Genomic DNA, 18,732 nt, shown 5'->3' with positions numbered 1-18,732 from the left:
GCTTACTGCGGCAGGATCTCTCGCCCTTAAGGTTTGCGGGATGCGCAATCAGCGCGTCCACGGCCTATTTTCTGATCAGCAACTTCGGTGTCTGGATTGGGTGGGGAATGTACCCGCATACACGGGAGGGATTTGTTGCCTGTTATCTCGCGGCGTTGCCCTATTACTGCACTTCCTCGTTGAGCACGTTGGTCGGAGGGGCAGTCCTATTTTGGGGCTATGAATTCCTTCGCAGGAGACATCATGACAAACATCTTGAGCCCGCAACTGCTCACGCCAACTGATCGGCAAAATCGCGTCGAACAGCTTCGCAGCCTGGTTGTCGATCGAGTTCTGGCTAGTTCGGCCGATGGCATCCTTTTTTCCGGTGGCCTGGATACGAGCGTCCTGGCCGCGATTGCGGCTTCCCATGGACGCCGACTGCAGGCGGTAATGGTTTCCGTCAAGGAGGGTACCGGTCTCGACGAGCCGTTTGCCCGCCTCATGGCGGAGTGGCTGGGGATCCACCTTGAAATATTGCGGCCAAGCCTCAATGAGTTGGTGGATCGAATGCAGGAGCTGATTCGTTTGTTGGGCACTTTCGACCCCATGGAACTCCGCAACAGCATCGTTACCTATGTCGCCATGGAGGCGGCATCGAAGCGCGGCTCGTCAGTCGTGTTAACAGGGGACGCAGCCGACGAACTCTTTGCCGGCTACAGCTTCATGTTCAACATGTCCGCGGAGCAGCTACCTTCTTATATTCGCCATTTGAACGAGATCATGCATTTCACCAGTGAAGTTATCGGCCGGAACCTGAGCGTAGGCGTCGACTCGCCCTACGTATCGCCTTCGGTTCGAAAGTTCGCAATCTCGCTCGGTTATGAGGACCTGGTTTGTGAATACAAGGGAAAGCGTTTTGGAAAGAGAATTCTAAGGGAAACGTTTTCCGCTCTGCTGCCGGAGGAAATTGCGTGGCGATTGAAAACTCCAATCGAGTATGGCTCTGGCAGTGCGGCCTTAAAGCAACTCACCGAGCAATCTGTCACTGATAGTGAATTTGAGCGAGAGCGGGAGCGCGCCGCCATGCACGATTCCGTGAAGCTACGCGACAAAGAACAATACTTCTACTATCGGATTTACCGGCGCAGCCTGCCTCCGCCAATCGAGCGTGCCCGAGGCAGCAAAATCTGCAAGGACTGCCAGGGACCCGTTACGCGCGCTGACATGACCTACTGTCGAATCTGCGGTGCATATCCCGTCTGAAGATGATGCCGATTTCCCTCAATTCTATTTGCATGTTCTGTGGATCGAGTCCAGGGCTAAACGCGAGCTACGAAGAGGCGGCCCGGGCCACGGCACGTGCCCTCGTGCGCGCGAATCTCCGTCTCATCTACGGAGGCGGAAGAGTTGGATTGATTGGCGTGCTGGCTGACGCAGTTATCTCGGCCGGTGGACACGTGACAGGAGTTATGCCTCGTGCTCTCTTCGACGGCGAAATCGCTCACCAAGGGTTGAGCGAATTGCGTGTGGTCAACACAATGAATGAGAGGAAGGAGGTTATGGCGCGGCTTGCAGATGCCTTCATAGCTCTGCAAGGGGGTGCGGGCACCCTCGAAGAAATGTTCGAGCAATGGACATGGTCACAACTGGGTGTCCATGCGAAACCTTGCGGACTCCTGGATGTGAACGGCTATTTCAGTCCACTGCTCACCATGATCGAGAAGCTGGTTGCTGAGGGATTTACGGCAGCGCCGTTTCCGGCAATGCTCGCGGTCGATACTGATACGGATAACCTGCTCGCGCGCTTCCGGATATATCAGGCACCGGTCCGGAAATGGTCAGCTCAAAACGGTCAGGTGGTTCAGGCGTGACCCACTTCGAATGGCCGGGTTTCCGCGCGTGGTTTCCTCGCGTTCGCATCGCAGCGGCTGTCATGCTGGATCACGCAGGCCGTATTTCTGCTCGTGAGAAAGCCGCATACTCTTTTCTTTATGCAACCGGGAGGCAAACTGGAAGACGGAGAGACGGCGCTAGACACGTTGGCTCGTGAACTAAACGAGGAGCCCGGATGCACTCTACTGGGCACGTTGTCGAAGCCGCACTTTTTCATGTCGAGAGTGCGGGTGACATAAAACAGGACCCGAGATCGAGGAATTCGTGTGGGTTCAGCCCGGTGATCCTGGCGCTCTTCGGCTGGCGCCGCATGATGTGCGGCCGCATGAGGGATCTTGTCCTAATGAAGCCTGCCGTGATCGGACCAACCCAGCCAAACCCGACTGTCTTCGACGAGACCTTTCGCCAGCACTTTGAGAGCTTGCTTAAGTTGAGACGAGATGTTCGCAGCTTCCGCATCGATCCTGTTCAGCCGGACCTCATCGAGCACTTGATTGGCCTCGCCTCTTTGGCGCCTTCGGTGGGCTATAGCCAACCGTGGCGCTTCGTCTCGGTTGAATCGCAAGAGTGCCGTGAAACCGTGCGAGGCAACTTTGAACGGTCGAATCGCGCAGCATTGGATCTCTACTCGGGCAAGAGGGCGCAACTCTACGCATCCCTGAAGTTGGCTGGGCTCCGCGAGGCCCCAGTGCATTTGGCCGTATTCGTGGATCAGCTTACACAGCGTGGTACCGGACTGGGAAGGATGACCATGCCAGAGACGTTGGAATATTCTGCAGTTCTGGCTGTGCATACTCTATGGTTGGCGGCGCGTACCTATGGATTAGGCCTGGGCTGGGTATCCATTCTCGATCCGGTGGAAGTCAATCGTGGCCTGAACCTTCCTCAGGACTGGAAATTGATTTCGTATCTCTGTATTGGATATCCAAAAGAAGACCATTCCTCCCCTGAGCTTCTTCGGCGTGGTTGGGAAGTGACCTTGCCGGTGACACAGTTGGTCGTGAGGCGCTGATGGGGATGTCAGCGACTTACCCTGCCGGAGAGAGTCAAGCGCAGCGCGCGAAAAGAATTGCGAGAACCAGTTCACAACGCTCGGCGTTGTCCGCGCGCGGACCCGCGAGAATGCGATATCGCTGACAACTAAATCGTCGGCGCCATGGACTCGTTCGGGGGCCAAGGCGATTCAATGAAGTAACTGTCCCTTGGTCCAGCTGGCGCAAAATAGCCCAAGGCTAGGCCCAAGATGTCTGACTGGTCGAGGGGAAGAAATGGCCGTTACCACGCTTGCGGAGGTTCCCTCCAATATGAGGGCTTCCCGGATGAAATAGGACTGAGAGGTGTGTTGATGTCTTTGCTAAGCCTCCCAAAATCTATGATTTAGCTTGGCAGACGACTTATGGAGTATCGCGGAACAGCCGCATAGAGGAACTAGAGGACCTAGACAAATATAAAGGAAGCGAATTTCGACTATATATAAGGAGGCGAATTTCGACGAAAAGTGCCTATCACTCAAATAGGGTAATTGGTTATTGCGACTAGCTAAAAACGTGACTGATCTTTTGATGTTTCTCGTTGTTCCCTACCTTTATGAAGCGGTCAGACCGGAGTGGTTATAAAGCATGCGAGTCAAGTGGTTATTGCCAAGCTTCCAAACGTGCCTGATCGTTTCTGATGATCCTCGAAGCGATGACATGGTTTGCAAAAGTCGGCAGGATTTTCTTTTTCTTAGCCATCTTGTCCTTCGCCGTCCAGCATTTCGTTTACGCGATTTCCCAGTCTCCAAAATCCATGGGATATCCGTGGGGCCCAGTTCCCTATTGGCTCGCCTACGTGGTTGGTTTAATGCTGATTCTTATTGCTGCGGCGCGCATGAGTTCGAAATATGCGACTGCCGGAACACTCCTGCTGGCAATACTTCTGTTCGGTCGAGCTATCGTTACTTTCGGACCGATGCTGGTTTCAAATGTGCGCAACGGAGCGGTCTGGACCCCCCTGTCAGAGCTGATCGCAATGTCTGGGGCCAGCCTGTTTCTTTCCGGAATGGCATCTGGAAGCTCCACGATGCGGATTCCGGATAGAGTGGGTCGTTGGAGCAGGGTCGTTGGTCCGATGCTTTTCGGCGGCCCGCTCATCGTTTTTGGAATTGAACATTTCGTGTACGCGCGATATGTCGCAACTCTGGTGCCTGCCTGGATTCCAGGTCACTTGTTTTGGACGTATCTCGCAGGTGTTGCCTTCATAGTCGCCGCAGTCGCCATTCTCCTTCGCCGTGTGACTTGGCCTGCAACTATCCTGCTTGGACTTATGTTCTGCTCCTGGGTCTTTTTAGTCCATGCCCCGAGAATCTTTGCAAGTCCACGAAACGGTTATGAATGGACGAGCGGTTTTGTTGCTCTGGCCATGTCGGGCGCATCCTGGATCATCAGCAGCATGGATTCCACTTCACAGCCGTTCGAGCCCGCTGCAACATCGGGAGCGCACGCATAACCACCTGCTGTGAAGGAATCGACGCAGTGCCATTATGAACCCAGTTGGAGGGTCGGGATTGTCGCCACAAACAAGAATGATGTGCGGCTTCACGCTGATTCTCGTTCCGGGAATCGTGTACGGAGGGCTCACTGTTCTCGGTGTCGTAACGGGCGGGCGGCTTGGTGCGCCTGGACCGAGAGATCTATCGCCCGCCCAAGTAAGCCTGTATCGTAGCACTTATTTGGCCGGAAAGATTGGGGGCGATTGCCGCAGCAATGCTGGTCTCCGGAGGTTTCTTTGCGATCGCACATCTGCCTGGCTTGCGCTTCCTGCTGTATGCGGGTGCCACACTCGTCATTGCAACCACCTTAGTTGCCGGCATTGGGTTACTTCGAGGCTGACTATGGCAGTGAATTTCGCGACGCACTCGGAAGCGCGATTTTGTCGGGAGGAGATCTTGTCCAGTGATAGGCGCCGCTGAATCGATCCAACTCCACGCGAAAAATCGAGATGATCGGAATGCAACGGATCGCTCGCGCTCGGCACCGGAGAGAATGGAAAGTTCTCTTCGAATTAACAATGAATTGAGGGGTGATCCGACTGTCAGGCAACGGCAGGAACTGCGGCAATTTCTCCAGGCGCGAAGGGCAGCGCTTAAACCAGAAGATGTCGGACTGCGAACCACAGGACGGCGTCGTGCTACAGGTCTTCGACGTGAAGAAGTGGCTGCCATGGCAGGGGTGGGACTCACATGGTACACGTGGCTCGAACAAGGTCGCGATATACGCGTCTCTGAGGAAATGCTCGAGCGCGTCGCCCGCAGTCTGCGACTTTCCCCCAACGACACTGCCTATCTCTTTCTGCTGGCGGGGAGACGTCCTCCCGACCACCGGCCGCCCACAGTCAAACTCGATCCTGCGCTTCAGTCTGTGCTCGAGGGATTCACTGCAGGCCCGGCGTTCCTCATTAATGCAAGAGTCGATACATTGTTGAGCAATCGGCTGGCAGATCAGATCTATCGACTCAATGAGGAAGAAGGCCCCTTCGCTCGCAATATGGTGTGGCGATTATTCATGGATCCTCTTCGCCGCCAACTATATGCGGATTGGAAGGAGTTCGCTGTATTCGGAGTAGGGGTTCTTCGCGGGAATTACGCTTCGCGAATTGGGGATCCTGAGTTTGAAAACCTCATTCGTGAGTTGCGCAGTAACAGTGCCGAATTCGCCAGAATCTGGCGGGAGAGCAGTCAGCGCGGGACAAGTTCTCTGGCGCCTTCCGAGGTCAGGTTTCGAATTCCTGGAAAAGAAATCCTGCGCTTCGCCTCGGTGCGATTGACTCTTCCCACTTATCCCGATCATTTGATCGTGTTCCTGCCTGCACTCGATAAGGCTACTTCCGCCGCTATCTCCGCAATGATGAAAGGTCCTAATGAGTAAAGAAGCGCGATCAGACCACTCCAATCCTGATGTGGTTATACCGAGTTATTCGGAAGTGGTTATTGCGTCGATCTTTATCTTCTGTGCATTTGTTGGTTGAAACTCGCTGACTGACTAGTCGGGAAGCCACAAAAAAGAGGACGGTTGATGAAGAGGGTTATCTATTTATCAGGCATTTTGCTTCTGGGGGCGGGGATAGTAATGCTGTATTCAGGCTCGCATCCGGAAAGAAGTAGAGCGAACTCGTCGCCGCAGACACAGCGCCCGGAAATTGGGTATCTCGAAGCGGTCAACAAGGTTGCCCCGCCGAAAGATCCCCAGATCCTATTCTTGCTGATGGCGCAGTACTCGAATGCAAATCAGCAGGCTGAAGGGGCGGAGTTCTTTTCGGCGCGCCTGAATGAATTTGCATCCAGGCTCAGCGACCCGCAAAAAGCGCTGTACCTGAGCGCCATCGGCCTGCTGCGCGCTCAGCATGCGTCCGAGATTTCAATCCTGCATCGGATTAGCTACGTGAAACAAACAATCGCGACGCTTGATCAGGCAAAGCAGCTCTCCGGGGGAAAGATCTTCGTAGTGAACTGGATGTCGGGCATCGTGCGGGCTCAGCTTCCAGGGTTCTTCAAGCAGAGAAGCATCGCTCGGGACGAACTCGCCTGGTGCGAGGCGAATGGCGACAAAGCCCCTCACGCGGGCTGGCTGCGTGAGGTGTACTACCACCTGGGAAAAGTGGCTCTGGCCGACGGCGACGCCGCGAAGAGCCAGGAATATCTGAAACGGAGCGGATATCGGGATTTCAACAAGCCGATCACTCTGGCCACACCCTTTTCCGAAGACCAAACCTGGGGACATACTTTCGCTCCCAAAACCATCGTCGAGGTCGTCCCGAAACGGATCTATGCTCTCTCCGGCTTTGAATTTACCGAGTACTATTTTGTGGTTTCGGAGAATGGGCGGGAGCTGATCGGAATTGATGCCGGCACCAGGCCGGATTCGGCAAAGACAGCATTCGAAGCCCTTCGTGCCTACACGACCGCCCTTCCGCCGCTCACCACGATTTTCTTCACGCATGCTCACTGGGACCATGTGGGTGGCCATAAATACTTTCGCTCGCTGAACCCAAACGTACGGTTTTATGGCAGAAGCAATTATCAGGAGGAAGTTAAACGGGAGCTCAATGCGCCCGGCATATTCGCCAGCGAGTTTTTTGGCAGCAACTTCAGCTTTGACGACGTGCGCAACTACAAGCCGGATGTCGAGATTGATCGCCGCACGACTGTGAATATCGGCGGAACGAGATTCGATTTGATTCCAGTCCAGGGCGGAGAAACCCACGACGCAATGCTGATCAATGTCCCAAATCAGCACACAATGTTCGTAGGCGATTTCATCATGCCCTATATCGGCGCTCCTTTTGTGGAAGAGGGCGATTTTCAGGGGCTGCTCGACGCGATTGCGGTCATCGCACAGGAAAACCCTCAGCACCTGCTGCACGGCCACGAGCCTCTTACTCGAAACTTTGCTTCCCCATCCATGCTGGCCCACCTGAGGCTTGATCTCATGTGGCTTCGCGATCAGGTGCTCGAGCAAGTTCGCAGGGGAGAAGAGCGTTCGACGATTCATCAGGCAAATCTGATTCCTCCGGACTTTTTCAAAGGTGAACCTGATGTGTACCAGCCCTACCTCATAGTTCGTGAGCACGTGATCGACCGCCTCTACGACCAGAATGTCGGCTACTGGCAGCCAAACCTCGACGGTCTTGACCATCTTGGAACTGCCGACCGCGCCGAACTCCTGGTCGATTATCTCGGCGTCTCCGATAGCCAGTTATCGAAAGCAGTGGAACGGATGGCGGCAGACGGTAAATATGAGCTGGCGGCGTCGGTGCTTGATGCCGGCACAGCAAGGTTTCCGAACAGCAAAGCGCTTGCGGATGCCAGGCGGCTGGTGTACCTCAAGCTCATGGAAAAGAACCAGAATACGGATCCGTTCAAGTTCATTATCTATTCGGGAAAAATCGGCGAGCAGACACCCCCAATGATCCCTTAGCTGCTCTCTTCAGTTGAGAGGTGACTTGATGATCAAGCCTGGACCTTCATACGTTGCGAAATGAAACTGTACTGGCAGATATCGAAATCGTTCTGTTTGCTGCTTTATATGCTTCTTCTCAGCGGTTGCTTAATTTTGCCGTACCCCGCAACCTTTACCCCTGCTGTGGTCGGAAGAGTTCACAGACATGGACAACCGGTAGAAAACGCTCAGGTATCAGTCGTCCGATACGAGCCGTGCGAGGAAGCCAAACCAGGTGTTCAGACGAACACCGAGGGCAAATTTAATCTTCGCCGAACAAAAAAGGTTCGATGGATCTGGGCGATGGATCCGTGCCACAGGGTTGCGGTCTGCATTAGTGATGGTGACAGGCGTTATACAGGGTGGGCCGAGAGCGGACTCGGATACACTCCAGCATCTTTGTCCCTCGATTGCGATCTGGAAAATAATCACCTCAATTCGAACGATAGCGGGGCTGGCGTGTGTAATCTACAGGCGCAGAGAGCCGAAAAGAAAAAGTGATAAAACGCTCCAGACATTCCGGGTGCGTATCCCCAGAAGCGAAGGCTCACTCCGCGTGGTGTAAAAGACGTTGCCTCTGACGCGTACTGCACCTCTCAAGCCGATCTGATGCGGCCAAGCAACTTCCCTTACTGGTCGTCTTTCCGTCCGCCGCTCAGCTTTTTGCGGAAAGTCCCCTAACAGCAACTGGTAATAGAGCGATCGATTAAAGCGGTCATTGTGCTCTCCGGCATTCTGCTCAACACTGAAATCAGGAACAAAAACCGCTTCAATTCAGACACATCGAGAATGGATGTTGAGTCATTCTCTTTAACAAAATGCTGCTATGTCCCTTAACTGAGGCGGCGGCACATTTTTCACGTTGGACACGACAAGAAGTGATGGCTTAATCCAGGAGAGAGGTCGTACATGATCAACGCATTACCGGCTCTCGATAAGAAGGGAGCATCCGAGACAAGAAGTCCCGTTGCTGCCGAGGTTTTCAACCTGACCGTCGAGGCCAAGCATTGGTGCCTGATAGTAGACGAAGGCACATCATCCCTCGAAAAGCTGCGCATGTTTGTTGAAAATTCTGAGGAGTTCGATCTGTTACAGGAGATACGGTCTGAGATCGACGTCCCTGCAGTTGTGCGACGGGAACGGCCGGATGTTCTAGTAATCAACGTCGACGTGCTGCACGGTTCGATCAAGGAGCTCCTTTCGTCGCTGCGCGACGACACCTATGCTCCCGCCATCGTCTTGGTGAGTGCATGTGGCGATTTCGCGGCCGAAGCGTTTGCCCTGGGAGTCTCAGACTATTTGCTCAGGCCACTCTCCCTTGAGCGCCTGGAGGCCTGCTTCAAGCGGGTTTACGAACAACTGAGCCTCCGCCGGTTGAGCGCCCAGTTTCAAAATGGCACAGCAAAGACAGACGGGGCGTTCAAGGACGAGCTGCTGTTGCGAACCAGCGGTCGAATAGTGTTCGCCCACCCGTCTGAGATCAAATACATTTCAGCTGAGCGGAACTACGTAAGATTCCACCTGCGCTCGGAATCGATACTGATTCGGGGGGCGATCTCCCGCGTGGCTCTCTCGCTGAATCGAAAATTATTCCTCCGCATTCATCGATCGGCGATCGTAAATATCAGGTTCATAAAGGAAATGAGGCCCTGGTCAGAATCGGGGACAGGACGTGTTGTTCTCAGAGACGGAACGACACTCCGCACAGGGCGCACTTACATGACGGAGATGCTCAAAACCGTGGAACTTCGATGAGGGAAGCATCTATGAATTCATTCGCATCTTAGGCATTTTCCAGAAGCCTCACTCTACGTAAACATTAGACTGCTTCGCCTCAGGCGTTCGCTGCTTTGGGCTTACGGAGCAGAAAGCTGGCAAAGACTGGCGTTGCGGCAGCGAGCACGATCGGAACTCGCGGAATCGCCGGGCGTTCATCAATGTATGGCTGCGCCGGAACCCAGCGGATCAAAGTCGGAATCCACCACAGCGCAAGAAGCAGACTGATTGCGAATGCCACAATTGTCTGTCGTGAACTGCGGACTGCTCCTATCGTGACCACTGCGAACACTACAGCACCAAGAACCACGTATCCCAAGATCAGGCTCCTGGAAGAACTGAGAAGTAAACCACCAGCGATCATCAAAGGGCTAAAAGCAGCTGTCACGAACCACCATCGCCTTTGCACACGAATCAAACCGACAGCAACCGCAAGCAATGCGACCGATAGCGTGAAAACGATTAGATGCCAATAAGTCCAATCCTCGGACGGGAATCGTCCCTGCATTGGCTGCGTCATTGAGAAGGCCTCGACACAGGCACTGCAAAGGGCCACAAGCGCGAGATAGATGAGCACGGCCGTTCGCAGCATGAAAGGGATCCAAGTGGACAGTCTTGTTTCTCGATTATTCCGGCAGAGGATACGTCCTGAGACTCACTACCAAATCGTGGCCGCATCCGCCAGCAGAGTTCGTAGGCTGCCAGGATCGCCAGTGCATCCATTGCCTGCAGCGGCCAGTGAAGTTCCACCTCAGTTGGAGCACCATGCGACGCTGTCCACTGGAGTAGCCGTATTCCCAGCCTGATGTTCTGCTCGTGTCGTAGGATCAAAACGAAAAACAGAATATGGCCGGCCAGCCTTCCCAGAGCAGTCAGCACCGCAGCAAGAAAACACGCATTACTCGCGGAGATGAATATTCCATCGTGGACGGCGATCAGCACTCCGCGTCTGCTCTTAAGCGGCCCCGTCCTCGAACAAAGTCGTCCGATTGTCTGCGGCTATTTCCGCCCAGGGAATTCCCATTCTTCCTATACTCCACTGCCTTGGTTCTGAATGCGGCGCATGGTTAAAACGGAACTGAGCTGAGAACTCCTCATTTGGCTTACTTGCAAAGCGCGAACAAAGCAGATGACTGCACAGTCTGCTACTGGTTGATGTCTTGTTTCGCTTCCAGCTGCTTTACCAGTCCGTCGATGTACACCTTCTGGTTGTCCGGTGCACCTGAAAGGGCCAGCTTCATTTCCGCTGCTGCACGGTCAAACTTGCCCTGTGATGAATAAACACGGGCAAGACCGCTGTGGACAAACCATTGCTCGGGATGTTTGGTGGCATTCTCGCGAAAGATTGCGAAAGCCTCATCGTTGCGCTTTTCCGACTGCAGTTGCCGGGCAAAGAGGTGGACCTGCCACGGACTTGCCAGACCAAGCGCCCTCTTCTCTGCAGCCGCTGCCTCATCCTTCCGGTTCAGCGCGGTGAGAACCCTCGACTTCGTCAGTTCGTTATCGAAGCGGTCTTCGCTCTCCACCGACTTGTTTGCGTAGTTCAGGGCATCGGCGAGGGCGATTTTCTCCTTCAACAAATAATTAGAGGCGTCATCCCAACTCATCCATGTGTACTGGGAAAGACCGCGCAGCTGCCTTTTGAGGCTCGCCTGAACGACATCGTGTACATCGACCGAAATCCTGAACGGAACAGCGATCTTTTCCCATTCAAGGTTGACCAATGCCGAGTCGGGCTGCAGTTCTTCGAAATCGTAGGTCAGCGCCTCGTGCATGTCCGCATCTTTAGGCTTCACGGTGACTCGTAAAGCGTCTTCCCCCTGGTCGTAGGTGAAAGAGCCCCAGGAGCTTGAATTCCTGGAAAAGATCAAAGTCCACTCGTCCAACTTGGGAATCATATGCAGCCCGTAGATCCCTCGATCGAGAGGCTTGCCTTCAATAAGAACAGGATCACTGAAGGCTATGGTGGTGTTTTCATTTGCTCCGGCACGCCATACCGTGCCATAAGGCACGAGTCCTCCCCAGATCTTGCGGCCTTTTACAAGAGGTCGGTGATAGTTGATGGTGATCTCTGTGAGCCCGATTCTTTGAGAAATCTGCGCGCGCGGGCTTGCAGTCGGCAGATCAAGTACAAACGACTGCGCTGCGCTCGCAACCGGCACAGCCGCTGTCATCAAAAAGAGCAGAGCCTGAAAAACGGCCTTACGCATACAGACCTCTTTCGTAAAAAAGAAACCCAGTTCACGCCGCTTCCACCAATTGCAGAATTGCCTTGCGAAAGATTCCAATTGCATTTCCTAATTTGATATACATAAAAGTGGCTATAGACAATAACCACTTTTGCGAAGTTTGATATGACCACCAGCAGCACTCTGAATTCGCTCAGAAGAATCCCGGCTCTGCTGGCAGTTGATCGAGGCTCACCGGACCCGCTTCATCAGCAAATTTATGAGAGCTATCGCACAAGGATCCTGTGCGGGAATCTGCGCCCTGGCGAGCTGATTCCGTCTTCGCGCGAACTAGCTCGCGATCTTGAAGTCTCGCGCATGCCTGTGTTGAATGCGTACTCCCAACTTCTGGCCGAAGGCTATTTTGAGAGTCGGGTTGGTTCAGGAACTTTCGTCGCGAGTTCACTGCCCCGGCGGCCGAACTCGCATCCGGCGGAAGTTGCGGTTGGAACCCGGTCAGAAGTGCGAGTCATTTCGGCACACGCCTCCTGCCTGCCGAAATATGAGAGACCGGTCTGGGCTGAATCCCTGGGCCCTTTCCAGGTAGGTCAGCCGGCGCTGGAGGAATTTCCTCTGCGGATATGGTCCAAGCTCGTATCGCGTTACGCGCGCAATATGAAAGTCAGCGGACTTCAGTATGGGAATCCTCTCGGTTCCTATGAACTGCGGCAGGCGATCGCAACATATCTTAGAACTTCGCGATCCGTACGCTGTGAGCCACAGCAGATCATGATCGTCAGCGGGTCGCAGCAGGCGTTGGACATTTCCGTACGCGTGTTGCTCGATGCAGATGCTCAGGTCTGGGTTGAGGAACCCGGCTACTGGCTGGTGCACCATGTTTTAAAAGCTGCCGGGTGCCGGATCGTTCCCGTACCTGTAGACAAGGAAGGTTTGATGGTTGCTATTGGAACAAAGCTGTGCCGGAATGCGCGGGCGGCATTTGTCGCGCCCTCCCATCAGTATCCACTTGGCGTAACCATGAATGTGAGCCGCAGACTGCAGTTGCTGGAGTGGGCTGAAAAAGCACGTGCCTGGATCATTGAAGATGACTACGACAGCGAATTTCGCTACGACGCACTGCCGATCGCATCGCTGCAGGGGCTCGACAGAAGCGCTCGAGTGATCTACGTCGGCACATTCAGCAAGGTTCTCTTCCCATCATTGCGGCTGGGCTACATCGTGGTTCCTCGTGACCTTCTGGAGCGCTTCGCAGCCGTCCGTCAATCGATGGATCTGTGCCCGGCTGATGCGACGCAGGCGATCGTCGCAGAATTTATTCGCGAGGGACACTTCGCGCGTCACATTCGCAAAATGCGAACGATCTATGCCACACGTCGGCGGGTGCTGGTTGACGAAATTCAACGCCAACTGGGCGATCTCTGCAGGATTGTGGGAGCAGAAGCGGGCATGCACGTAACTCTTCTAATGCGGAGCGATGGCAAGCGCGATCAGGAGATCGCCGTAAAGGCCACGGAGCGGAAGTTGTGGCTTTCGCCTTTGTCTCTCTCCTACATTGGAACTCCTTCGCAACAAGGCCTTGTGCTCGGATTCGGAAACACTCGTGAGGAACAAATACCCGGTGCAGTGCGCGTGCTTAAAAGAATCCTGACTGCGTGAGAGAACAGCTGCCCTTCATAATCAAAGGGTCGACAAGAATTGCAAGCGGAAAGCCCTGAAGAATCTCACACAGCTCAACTTGAATATGGCCGATTTACCCTCTTCGAGGACCTCTCTTAGCCGAAACGTAGTTCCGTCGATGTATCGGTCGGCAAAGCGTCTCGTCCTAGCAGATTGAGCGAGAACCTCTGAAGTCTCGAGACAAGAACTCGGCGTTCTCGTTCACTTCTCGCATACTTGTGTTGATTCATTGGTGTTCCCTGGAGCGACGCCTGCGTTGAGATGTTCGCCCATCGCGACTGCTTGAGGCAGGATGTTTACTCGATGAGGCTGCCGGCGAAGGCGATGTCGAACACCAGTTCGTGTTCGCCGCGTTAGCCATCGGAGGCCTGGTGGTCTCCACGATTTTTCTGAAAGTGGCTATTGCCGCGAGCATCGCGATCGGAGATATTGCAGACTGGATGCTATCCAGACAAAAGGAGTGCGGCATAAGTGTCATTTGTTGAGGCAACGATTCCGGGCGTAATTGGTTTCATCGCTACCCTCTGGCCTCAGGTCTTCTTCGTTGGCAGCAATGCGACGGCGACGCCGCAGAAGCTTCGCTGGATCAGGCGGGCCGGAGTGATTCTGCTTTCAGTTGCCGCGTTGTATCTAACAATATCCCTTGTTCTGAAATAGGCGCTAACGTATTCGCGCTCGAAACGCCGGCTACTGGACCATTTGCAGACGTTAACGTCACCGACATAGCCGCCGGAAGATTTAATTTGTCTCCCGGTCTCGCAGTCGCATTCCTGTTCCAATTCGGGCATTAGTCAAGCGAGCAATGCACATTCTCTCTGCGCGTGGAGAAAGATGATTCATGTATTCAGGCACAACAATTCCGCGGGTTTCTTCAACGATGGTTCTGCTCTTGATGGTCGTATTGTTCGGAGCCATTTCTGCCGGTCCGGCGGTAGCGCAAACGGACACACCGGGATGGACAGCATCAACCTTGGACGCGCTGCGCCGGTTACACTCGGCGGCGCTGGAAGACAGATATGGATATGAACAACTGGCGCATCTCACCGACAGCATAGGTCCGCGCCCCGTAGGGTCGCTGCAGGCAGCCGCGGCGGTCGAGTACGTGGCAAGCGAACTTCGCAGCCTTGGTTTCGACGTACATCTCGAGAAAGTCAAGGTTCCGCGTTGGAGTCGGGGCGAGGAACGGGCCGAACTCGTCGCGTACCCGGGACAGGTGCCAGGCACAACGCAGAAAATTGTCGTCGCAGCGCTAGGGGCAGCGGGAGTGGCGACCTCATCGGAGGGAATTACTGCCGAGGTCGTTCCAGTAAATGATTTTGCCGAACTCAGCGCGATGCCACGAGAAAAGATCGCCGGCAAGATGATCCTCTTCAACAAACGCTTCGACGCGCGCATGGCGAATGCAGGTTTCGCGTTTGATGCGTATAACGAGGCGGTTGAATATCGCAACGACGGACGTGCCTTTGCCGCAAAACTGGGAGCGGCGGCCGTTCTGGTTCGCTCAGTTGGCGGGTCCGAGTTTCGACTGGTGCACGTTGGCGCTACGGACTATATGCAAACGGCAAACATTCCCGCTGCGGCAATCGCAGCGGAAGATGCCGACCTGATCAGCAGGCTATCGGCGCAAGGAAAAGTTCGCTTCCATTTACTCCTCGGCTCGAACCTTCAAGGAGAAGTCGACTCTTACAATGTAATTGCCGATCTGCGCGGGACTGATCATCCCGATCAGATCGTCATCGTGTCAGGTCACCTGGACTCCTGGGACCTCGGAACAGGCGCTCTCGACGACGCCGCCGGAGTATCCGTTGCACTTGCCACTGCGCACTTAGTGCATCAGCTGGATCTCAAGCCGAGCCGCACTCTTCGAATCATTGTCTGGATGGGAGAAGAACCCGGGCTGCTCGGGGCGCGTGCTTATGCCAGAGAACATGCCGGCGAAATGGCAAGTCACTTCGCTGCGATAGAGAGCGATTCAGGCGCAGGACACGCAATAGGCGTCTATGTAACCGGAGACGAGGCGATTCCCAACATCCTGCAACCTGTCTCAGATGTATTGAAGCAGGCAGGCGCCGGTATACTGCGTCGCTCCGAAGAAGCCGCCCCGGACCTGATCCCATTGCATTTTCGCGGAGTCCCAGCATTCGCTCCAATACAGGACACCCGCAATTATTTCGATTACCATCACACGGCCGCTGACACCCTCGACAAAATCAATCCAGACGAGTTGCGGGAAAACATTGCAGTTGTCTCGGTTCTCGCCTACGCATTAGCAACTACCAAACAAGGTTTGCCGCGCCAGCAGTTGACACTTCCGGATTGGTTGAAGTGATCAGAATTCCGTTCAGTGCGACGGTTCTGCCAATTCTCTCGGCGGCAATCGCTTTCGCGTCCTGCGTCGGCTTTGCGACTGGCCAACAACCGAATGCTCCACCCTCCAGCCACCGCCAAACGCTCGAAGACGCGTGGTGGACCGGGCCGCTGCTGGCGAACTCCGCCAATACACTGGCGCGCGGTCATTTCCTCGTAGAACCGTATCTGTACGATGTCATCAGCCCACATACCCACGCATTCGGATCAAGGGCGTACGTAGAATATGGTTTAGCCAACAAGTTCACGGTCGGAATCATTCCGATCATTGGCTACAACAAAGTTGCCGACCGCACCAGTTCCGGAATCCAACTGGGCGACATCAGCCTGCTTGGTCAGTATCGTCTGACCCAGTTTCACGAAAACAGCTGGGTGCCCACCACTGCCATCCAGATCCAGCAGGCATTCCCGATCGGGAAATACGACCACCTCGGAACCCGAGCCCTCGATGCTCTTGGGGCTGGCGCTTACACCACTACAGTGGCCCTGAATTCGCAAACCTATTTTTGGCTCCCGAATGGCCGGATCCTGCGCACCCGGCTCGACGTGTCGGGATCTGTTTCGAGCGATGTAGACGTGAGCGATCTGAGCGTGTACGGCACCACGAGCGGTTTTAATGGCCATGCCGAACCGGGAAAATCTTTGTTTATCGACGCTGCCTGGGAATACAGCATGACTCGGAACTGGGTGTTCGCCCTCGATGCTATCTACCAACACAATGGAAATACCCCTGTGCTTGGAACTCAGTTTGGGAACAAGGTCGTATTCAACAGCGGATCGAGCTGGACATATGGCTTTGCGCCCGCGATCGAGTACAACATGTCTCCCAGTCTGGGCATTATCCTGGGTGCCCGCGTGCTCGCGCCTGGCCACAATACTTCCTTCTCGGTGGCGCCCGTAATAGCGGTTAATTTCTTCCATTAAAGAAATTTGAAAGCAAGATTCGGAGTGTTTCCTCCGCAGCGCCTCATTAGATTGAGCGATTATGCGAATGCAACACGCTTTTCTGATCGTACTGATCCTTAGCTCCTGCCTTTCCGTCGCACAGGCAAAGAAACGAGGGGCGATCACCTGCAGTGTCGCAGGCCGTACCGAAGCAGGCGAACTGGCAATTGTTTGCAGGCAGATTTCGTCTGGGACGTGCTACCGTCTCTCCGGTTCGACTGATACTGAAAAGTTCGCCGAAGGAACAAACGTCTGGATGGATTTCGAACGCCGCGGGATTCGAGTCAGTAACGAGGATGGCAACTCGCTCACGGGATTGCGGATCTCAAGAACAATTCCCCTGAATTCGAGACAATGGCCCTGGTTCGGTCCGGTTTCGGAAATGGTTTGTAGAGCCGGAATGGTGGGCGACGAGTAAGGCCGCCGAGGATCCTGTAAGGCTCACTTCATTGCGCAATTTTCCAACGCGGGAAACTTAAGAGTGCGCAATATTGCCAAGTATCGCTGCGACTTGTCCTTCCCTCGCTCTGTGGGTATCAGGAAATAGAAGGGGCGGAATTGTCTGCCGCTCTTTGCCATGAACGCAAGAATCTTCCGGGGGGCCTCTTTAGTTTGTGCCGGCATATCAAGAACAACCCCAGGCCCTCCCATTTTTCCCCGACACATCAAAAGTTTGCCCCAGTGGAAATTAGCACCGCACAGCAGCACAAATGACTGCACGAGAACGTACGTTTCAAGCTCAAGTGATTGTTTGGGCGTTGGTTGAGGCAATGGCCACCCGCATAAGTCAACTTTGTCAGGACCAACCATTCTGAAATCTTTTTGAGAACGATCGAGAGTCCAGCCCTGAGGAAAAACGAACGCATAAGCGCCATGCTGATTGCGAATCACGTCCGCCCGGCAACACGCCGAGCAATGCCAGGCGGCTGGAACCACGTAACCACGCGGGCTACTTCCCTATCAGGTACTCCGCCGGTATCGGATTCTCTCGGGTTTCGCCTTCCCACAACATCGTGATCACGTACCACCGCTTCCCGTCATTGAACAACTGAAAACTGGCGATGCCTCGCTGAAATGCTTGCGCGTCGTCGGCTTTGTCCCGCATTTCATAAGTGCTGAAAACATGCGCGATGTCTCTGTAATGTTCAATCTTGTTTGAAATACTCCGCATAAGTAATCCTTTCTTCTCGACAGGCGGCCAGAGTCGGATGTAATCCTGAGGCGACATCACTCGTGACTCCGCGGTTGACAAAAGGGGCGATGCGGGATTTAGAATTAACCGTGCGCGGGGATAGAAGAGTAAAAGAAAACGATCCCAGTCCCGCTTCTTGCCTGCTGGACAAGAGATCGCATCGTAAGTCGCAGAAACAATCCCTTCCATCGAATTCAGATCTGGCGACTTCGCTTGCACAGCCGAAGCAACCTTGGAGGACTCGGACGACGTTTGAGTCGAGGCGGGTTGAGCGAAGCCAAAAAAAAAACATGCGAAAAGAGAGATGAGAATTCTGCGTTTCATGAGTTCGGAAATCGTAGTTGTTTCTTGGGCAGACAGTCTTCAGCCGTTGCAGTCAGGCCCGAGCCGGCGCAACCGCGCCTGTTCGCGATTCCTGGAATGAGCTCGAACGCTGCCCTGGAACCTGATCTAGCGCTTTGAATCCGCACTTCCGGCCGCCTGCATCTCTCTGCTCAGATCAGGGTTTTCTTCGAGGACTTCTGCCATCGCATCCTTTCCCCATCTGTTCCCAAGCCTCTCTACGCCCGATTCTGTCTCAGCGAGTACTTCATTCCGGACCGAAATCGCTTTCCTTCCCAGTTGAGTGCCGTAGAAGGACACCAGGCCATCGATCTCGGACTTCGTAAAGTGCCTGTCGTACGCTCCCACGGCAAGGTTGAGGATCTCGTCGCTACTGATCTTCTTCTTCAATCGG

Annotated in this window: 18 protein-coding genes and 1 pseudogene; 14 read left to right on the top strand and 5 right to left on the bottom strand. The window is 54.3% G+C overall.

Annotation, left to right across the window (positions count from 1 at the left end; all coding sequences use genetic code 11):
- The first annotated feature begins 219 nt into the window (after positions 1–219).
- The 9 genes and pseudogenes from DMG62_22195 (at position 220) to DMG62_22155 (ending at position 9,605) form a co-directional block, all read left to right on the top strand.
- On the top strand, positions 220–1,245 hold the full coding sequence (locus DMG62_22195) for a hypothetical protein (protein ID PYY20757.1): 1,026 nt from the start codon (positions 220–222) through the stop codon (positions 1,243–1,245).
- A gap of 5 nt (positions 1,246–1,250) precedes the next feature.
- Positions 1,251–1,853 (top strand): TIGR00730 family Rossman fold protein, encoded by a 603-nt coding sequence (locus tag DMG62_22190; GenBank protein ID PYY20762.1) that lies wholly within the window; start codon positions 1,251–1,253, stop codon positions 1,851–1,853.
- Positions 1,817–2,114 (top strand): annotated as a pseudogene (locus tag DMG62_22185) (hypothetical protein). The gene DMG62_22190 and the pseudogene DMG62_22185 overlap by 37 nt, the downstream one beginning before the upstream one ends.
- 104 nt (positions 2,115–2,218) lie before the next feature.
- Positions 2,219–2,887, top strand: coding sequence for a 5,6-dimethylbenzimidazole synthase (gene bluB / locus DMG62_22180; GenBank protein ID PYY20761.1), 669 nt, complete (start codon positions 2,219–2,221; stop codon positions 2,885–2,887).
- 659 nt (positions 2,888–3,546) lie between these two features.
- On the top strand, positions 3,547–4,362 hold the full coding sequence (locus DMG62_22175; GenBank protein PYY20756.1) for a hypothetical protein: 816 nt from the start codon (positions 3,547–3,549) through the stop codon (positions 4,360–4,362).
- Between the two features lie 446 nt (positions 4,363–4,808).
- Positions 4,809–5,780, top strand: a complete 972-nt coding sequence (locus tag DMG62_22170) for an XRE family transcriptional regulator (GenBank protein PYY20755.1) — start codon at positions 4,809–4,811, stop codon at positions 5,778–5,780.
- Positions 5,781–5,927: 147 nt separating this feature from the next.
- On the top strand, positions 5,928–7,829 hold the full coding sequence (locus tag DMG62_22165) for a hypothetical protein (GenBank protein ID PYY20754.1): 1,902 nt from the start codon (positions 5,928–5,930) through the stop codon (positions 7,827–7,829).
- A gap of 60 nt (positions 7,830–7,889) precedes the next feature.
- On the top strand, positions 7,890–8,351 hold the full coding sequence (locus tag DMG62_22160) for a hypothetical protein (GenBank protein PYY20753.1): 462 nt from the start codon (positions 7,890–7,892) through the stop codon (positions 8,349–8,351).
- 408 nt (positions 8,352–8,759) lie between these two features.
- On the top strand, positions 8,760–9,605 hold the full coding sequence (locus DMG62_22155; protein PYY20752.1) for a hypothetical protein: 846 nt from the start codon (positions 8,760–8,762) through the stop codon (positions 9,603–9,605).
- A gap of 79 nt (positions 9,606–9,684) precedes the next feature.
- On the opposite strand, the gene DMG62_22150 is transcribed toward DMG62_22155, so the two are convergent.
- Entirely contained in the window at positions 9,685–10,218 is a 534-nt protein-coding gene (locus DMG62_22150) for a hypothetical protein (GenBank protein PYY20751.1), read from the bottom strand.
- Between the two features lie 553 nt (positions 10,219–10,771).
- Positions 10,772–11,800 carry a hypothetical protein gene (locus tag DMG62_22145; protein ID PYY20760.1) on the bottom strand — a complete coding sequence of 343 codons (1,029 nt, stop codon included), beginning with the start codon at positions 11,798–11,800 and terminating at the stop codon, positions 10,772–10,774.
- A gap of 180 nt (positions 11,801–11,980) precedes the next feature.
- Here DMG62_22145 and DMG62_22140 point away from each other — a divergent pair, with 180 nt between their 5' ends.
- The 5 genes from DMG62_22140 (at position 11,981) to DMG62_22120 (ending at position 17,222) form a co-directional block, all read left to right on the top strand.
- Positions 11,981–13,471 carry a PLP-dependent aminotransferase family protein gene (locus DMG62_22140; GenBank protein ID PYY20750.1) on the top strand — a complete coding sequence of 497 codons (1,491 nt, stop codon included), beginning with the start codon at positions 11,981–11,983 and terminating at the stop codon, positions 13,469–13,471.
- A gap of 492 nt (positions 13,472–13,963) precedes the next feature.
- Positions 13,964–14,149, top strand: a complete 186-nt coding sequence (locus DMG62_22135; protein PYY20749.1) for a hypothetical protein — start codon at positions 13,964–13,966, stop codon at positions 14,147–14,149.
- Positions 14,150–14,384: 235 nt separating this feature from the next.
- Positions 14,385–15,821: a peptidase M28 family protein gene (locus DMG62_22130; protein ID PYY20759.1), complete on the top strand. Its 1,437-nt coding sequence runs from the start codon at positions 14,385–14,387 to the stop codon at positions 15,819–15,821.
- Positions 15,818–16,783, top strand: a complete 966-nt coding sequence (locus tag DMG62_22125) for a hypothetical protein (GenBank protein PYY20758.1) — start codon at positions 15,818–15,820, stop codon at positions 16,781–16,783. The genes DMG62_22130 and DMG62_22125 overlap by 4 nt, the downstream gene beginning before the upstream one ends.
- Positions 16,784–16,844: 61 nt before the next feature.
- Complete coding sequence (locus DMG62_22120; protein PYY20748.1) at positions 16,845–17,222, top strand: hypothetical protein; 378 nt, start codon at positions 16,845–16,847, stop codon at positions 17,220–17,222.
- A gap of 23 nt (positions 17,223–17,245) precedes the next feature.
- On the opposite strand, the gene DMG62_22115 is transcribed toward DMG62_22120, so the two are convergent.
- From DMG62_22115 to DMG62_22105, 3 genes are all read right to left on the bottom strand, one after another.
- Positions 17,246–17,695, bottom strand: a complete 450-nt coding sequence (locus DMG62_22115; protein ID PYY20747.1) for a hypothetical protein — start codon at positions 17,693–17,695, stop codon at positions 17,246–17,248.
- Between the two features lie 58 nt (positions 17,696–17,753).
- The gene (locus DMG62_22110) at positions 17,754–18,320 is read right to left on the bottom strand and encodes a hypothetical protein (protein ID PYY20746.1); all 567 of its coding nucleotides are present in this window, start codon (positions 18,318–18,320) and stop codon (positions 17,754–17,756) included.
- Between the two features lie 126 nt (positions 18,321–18,446).
- Positions 18,447–18,732, bottom strand: a 286-nt coding sequence (locus DMG62_22105; GenBank protein PYY20745.1) for a hypothetical protein, incomplete at its 5' end; no start/stop codon positions are given.

Source organism: Acidobacteriota bacterium, assembly GCA_003225175.1.
In the GTDB taxonomy this organism is placed as follows: domain Bacteria; phylum Acidobacteriota; class Terriglobia; order Terriglobales; family Acidobacteriaceae; genus Gp1-AA112.
This window is presented reverse-complemented; position numbering and strand designations above follow the sequence as displayed.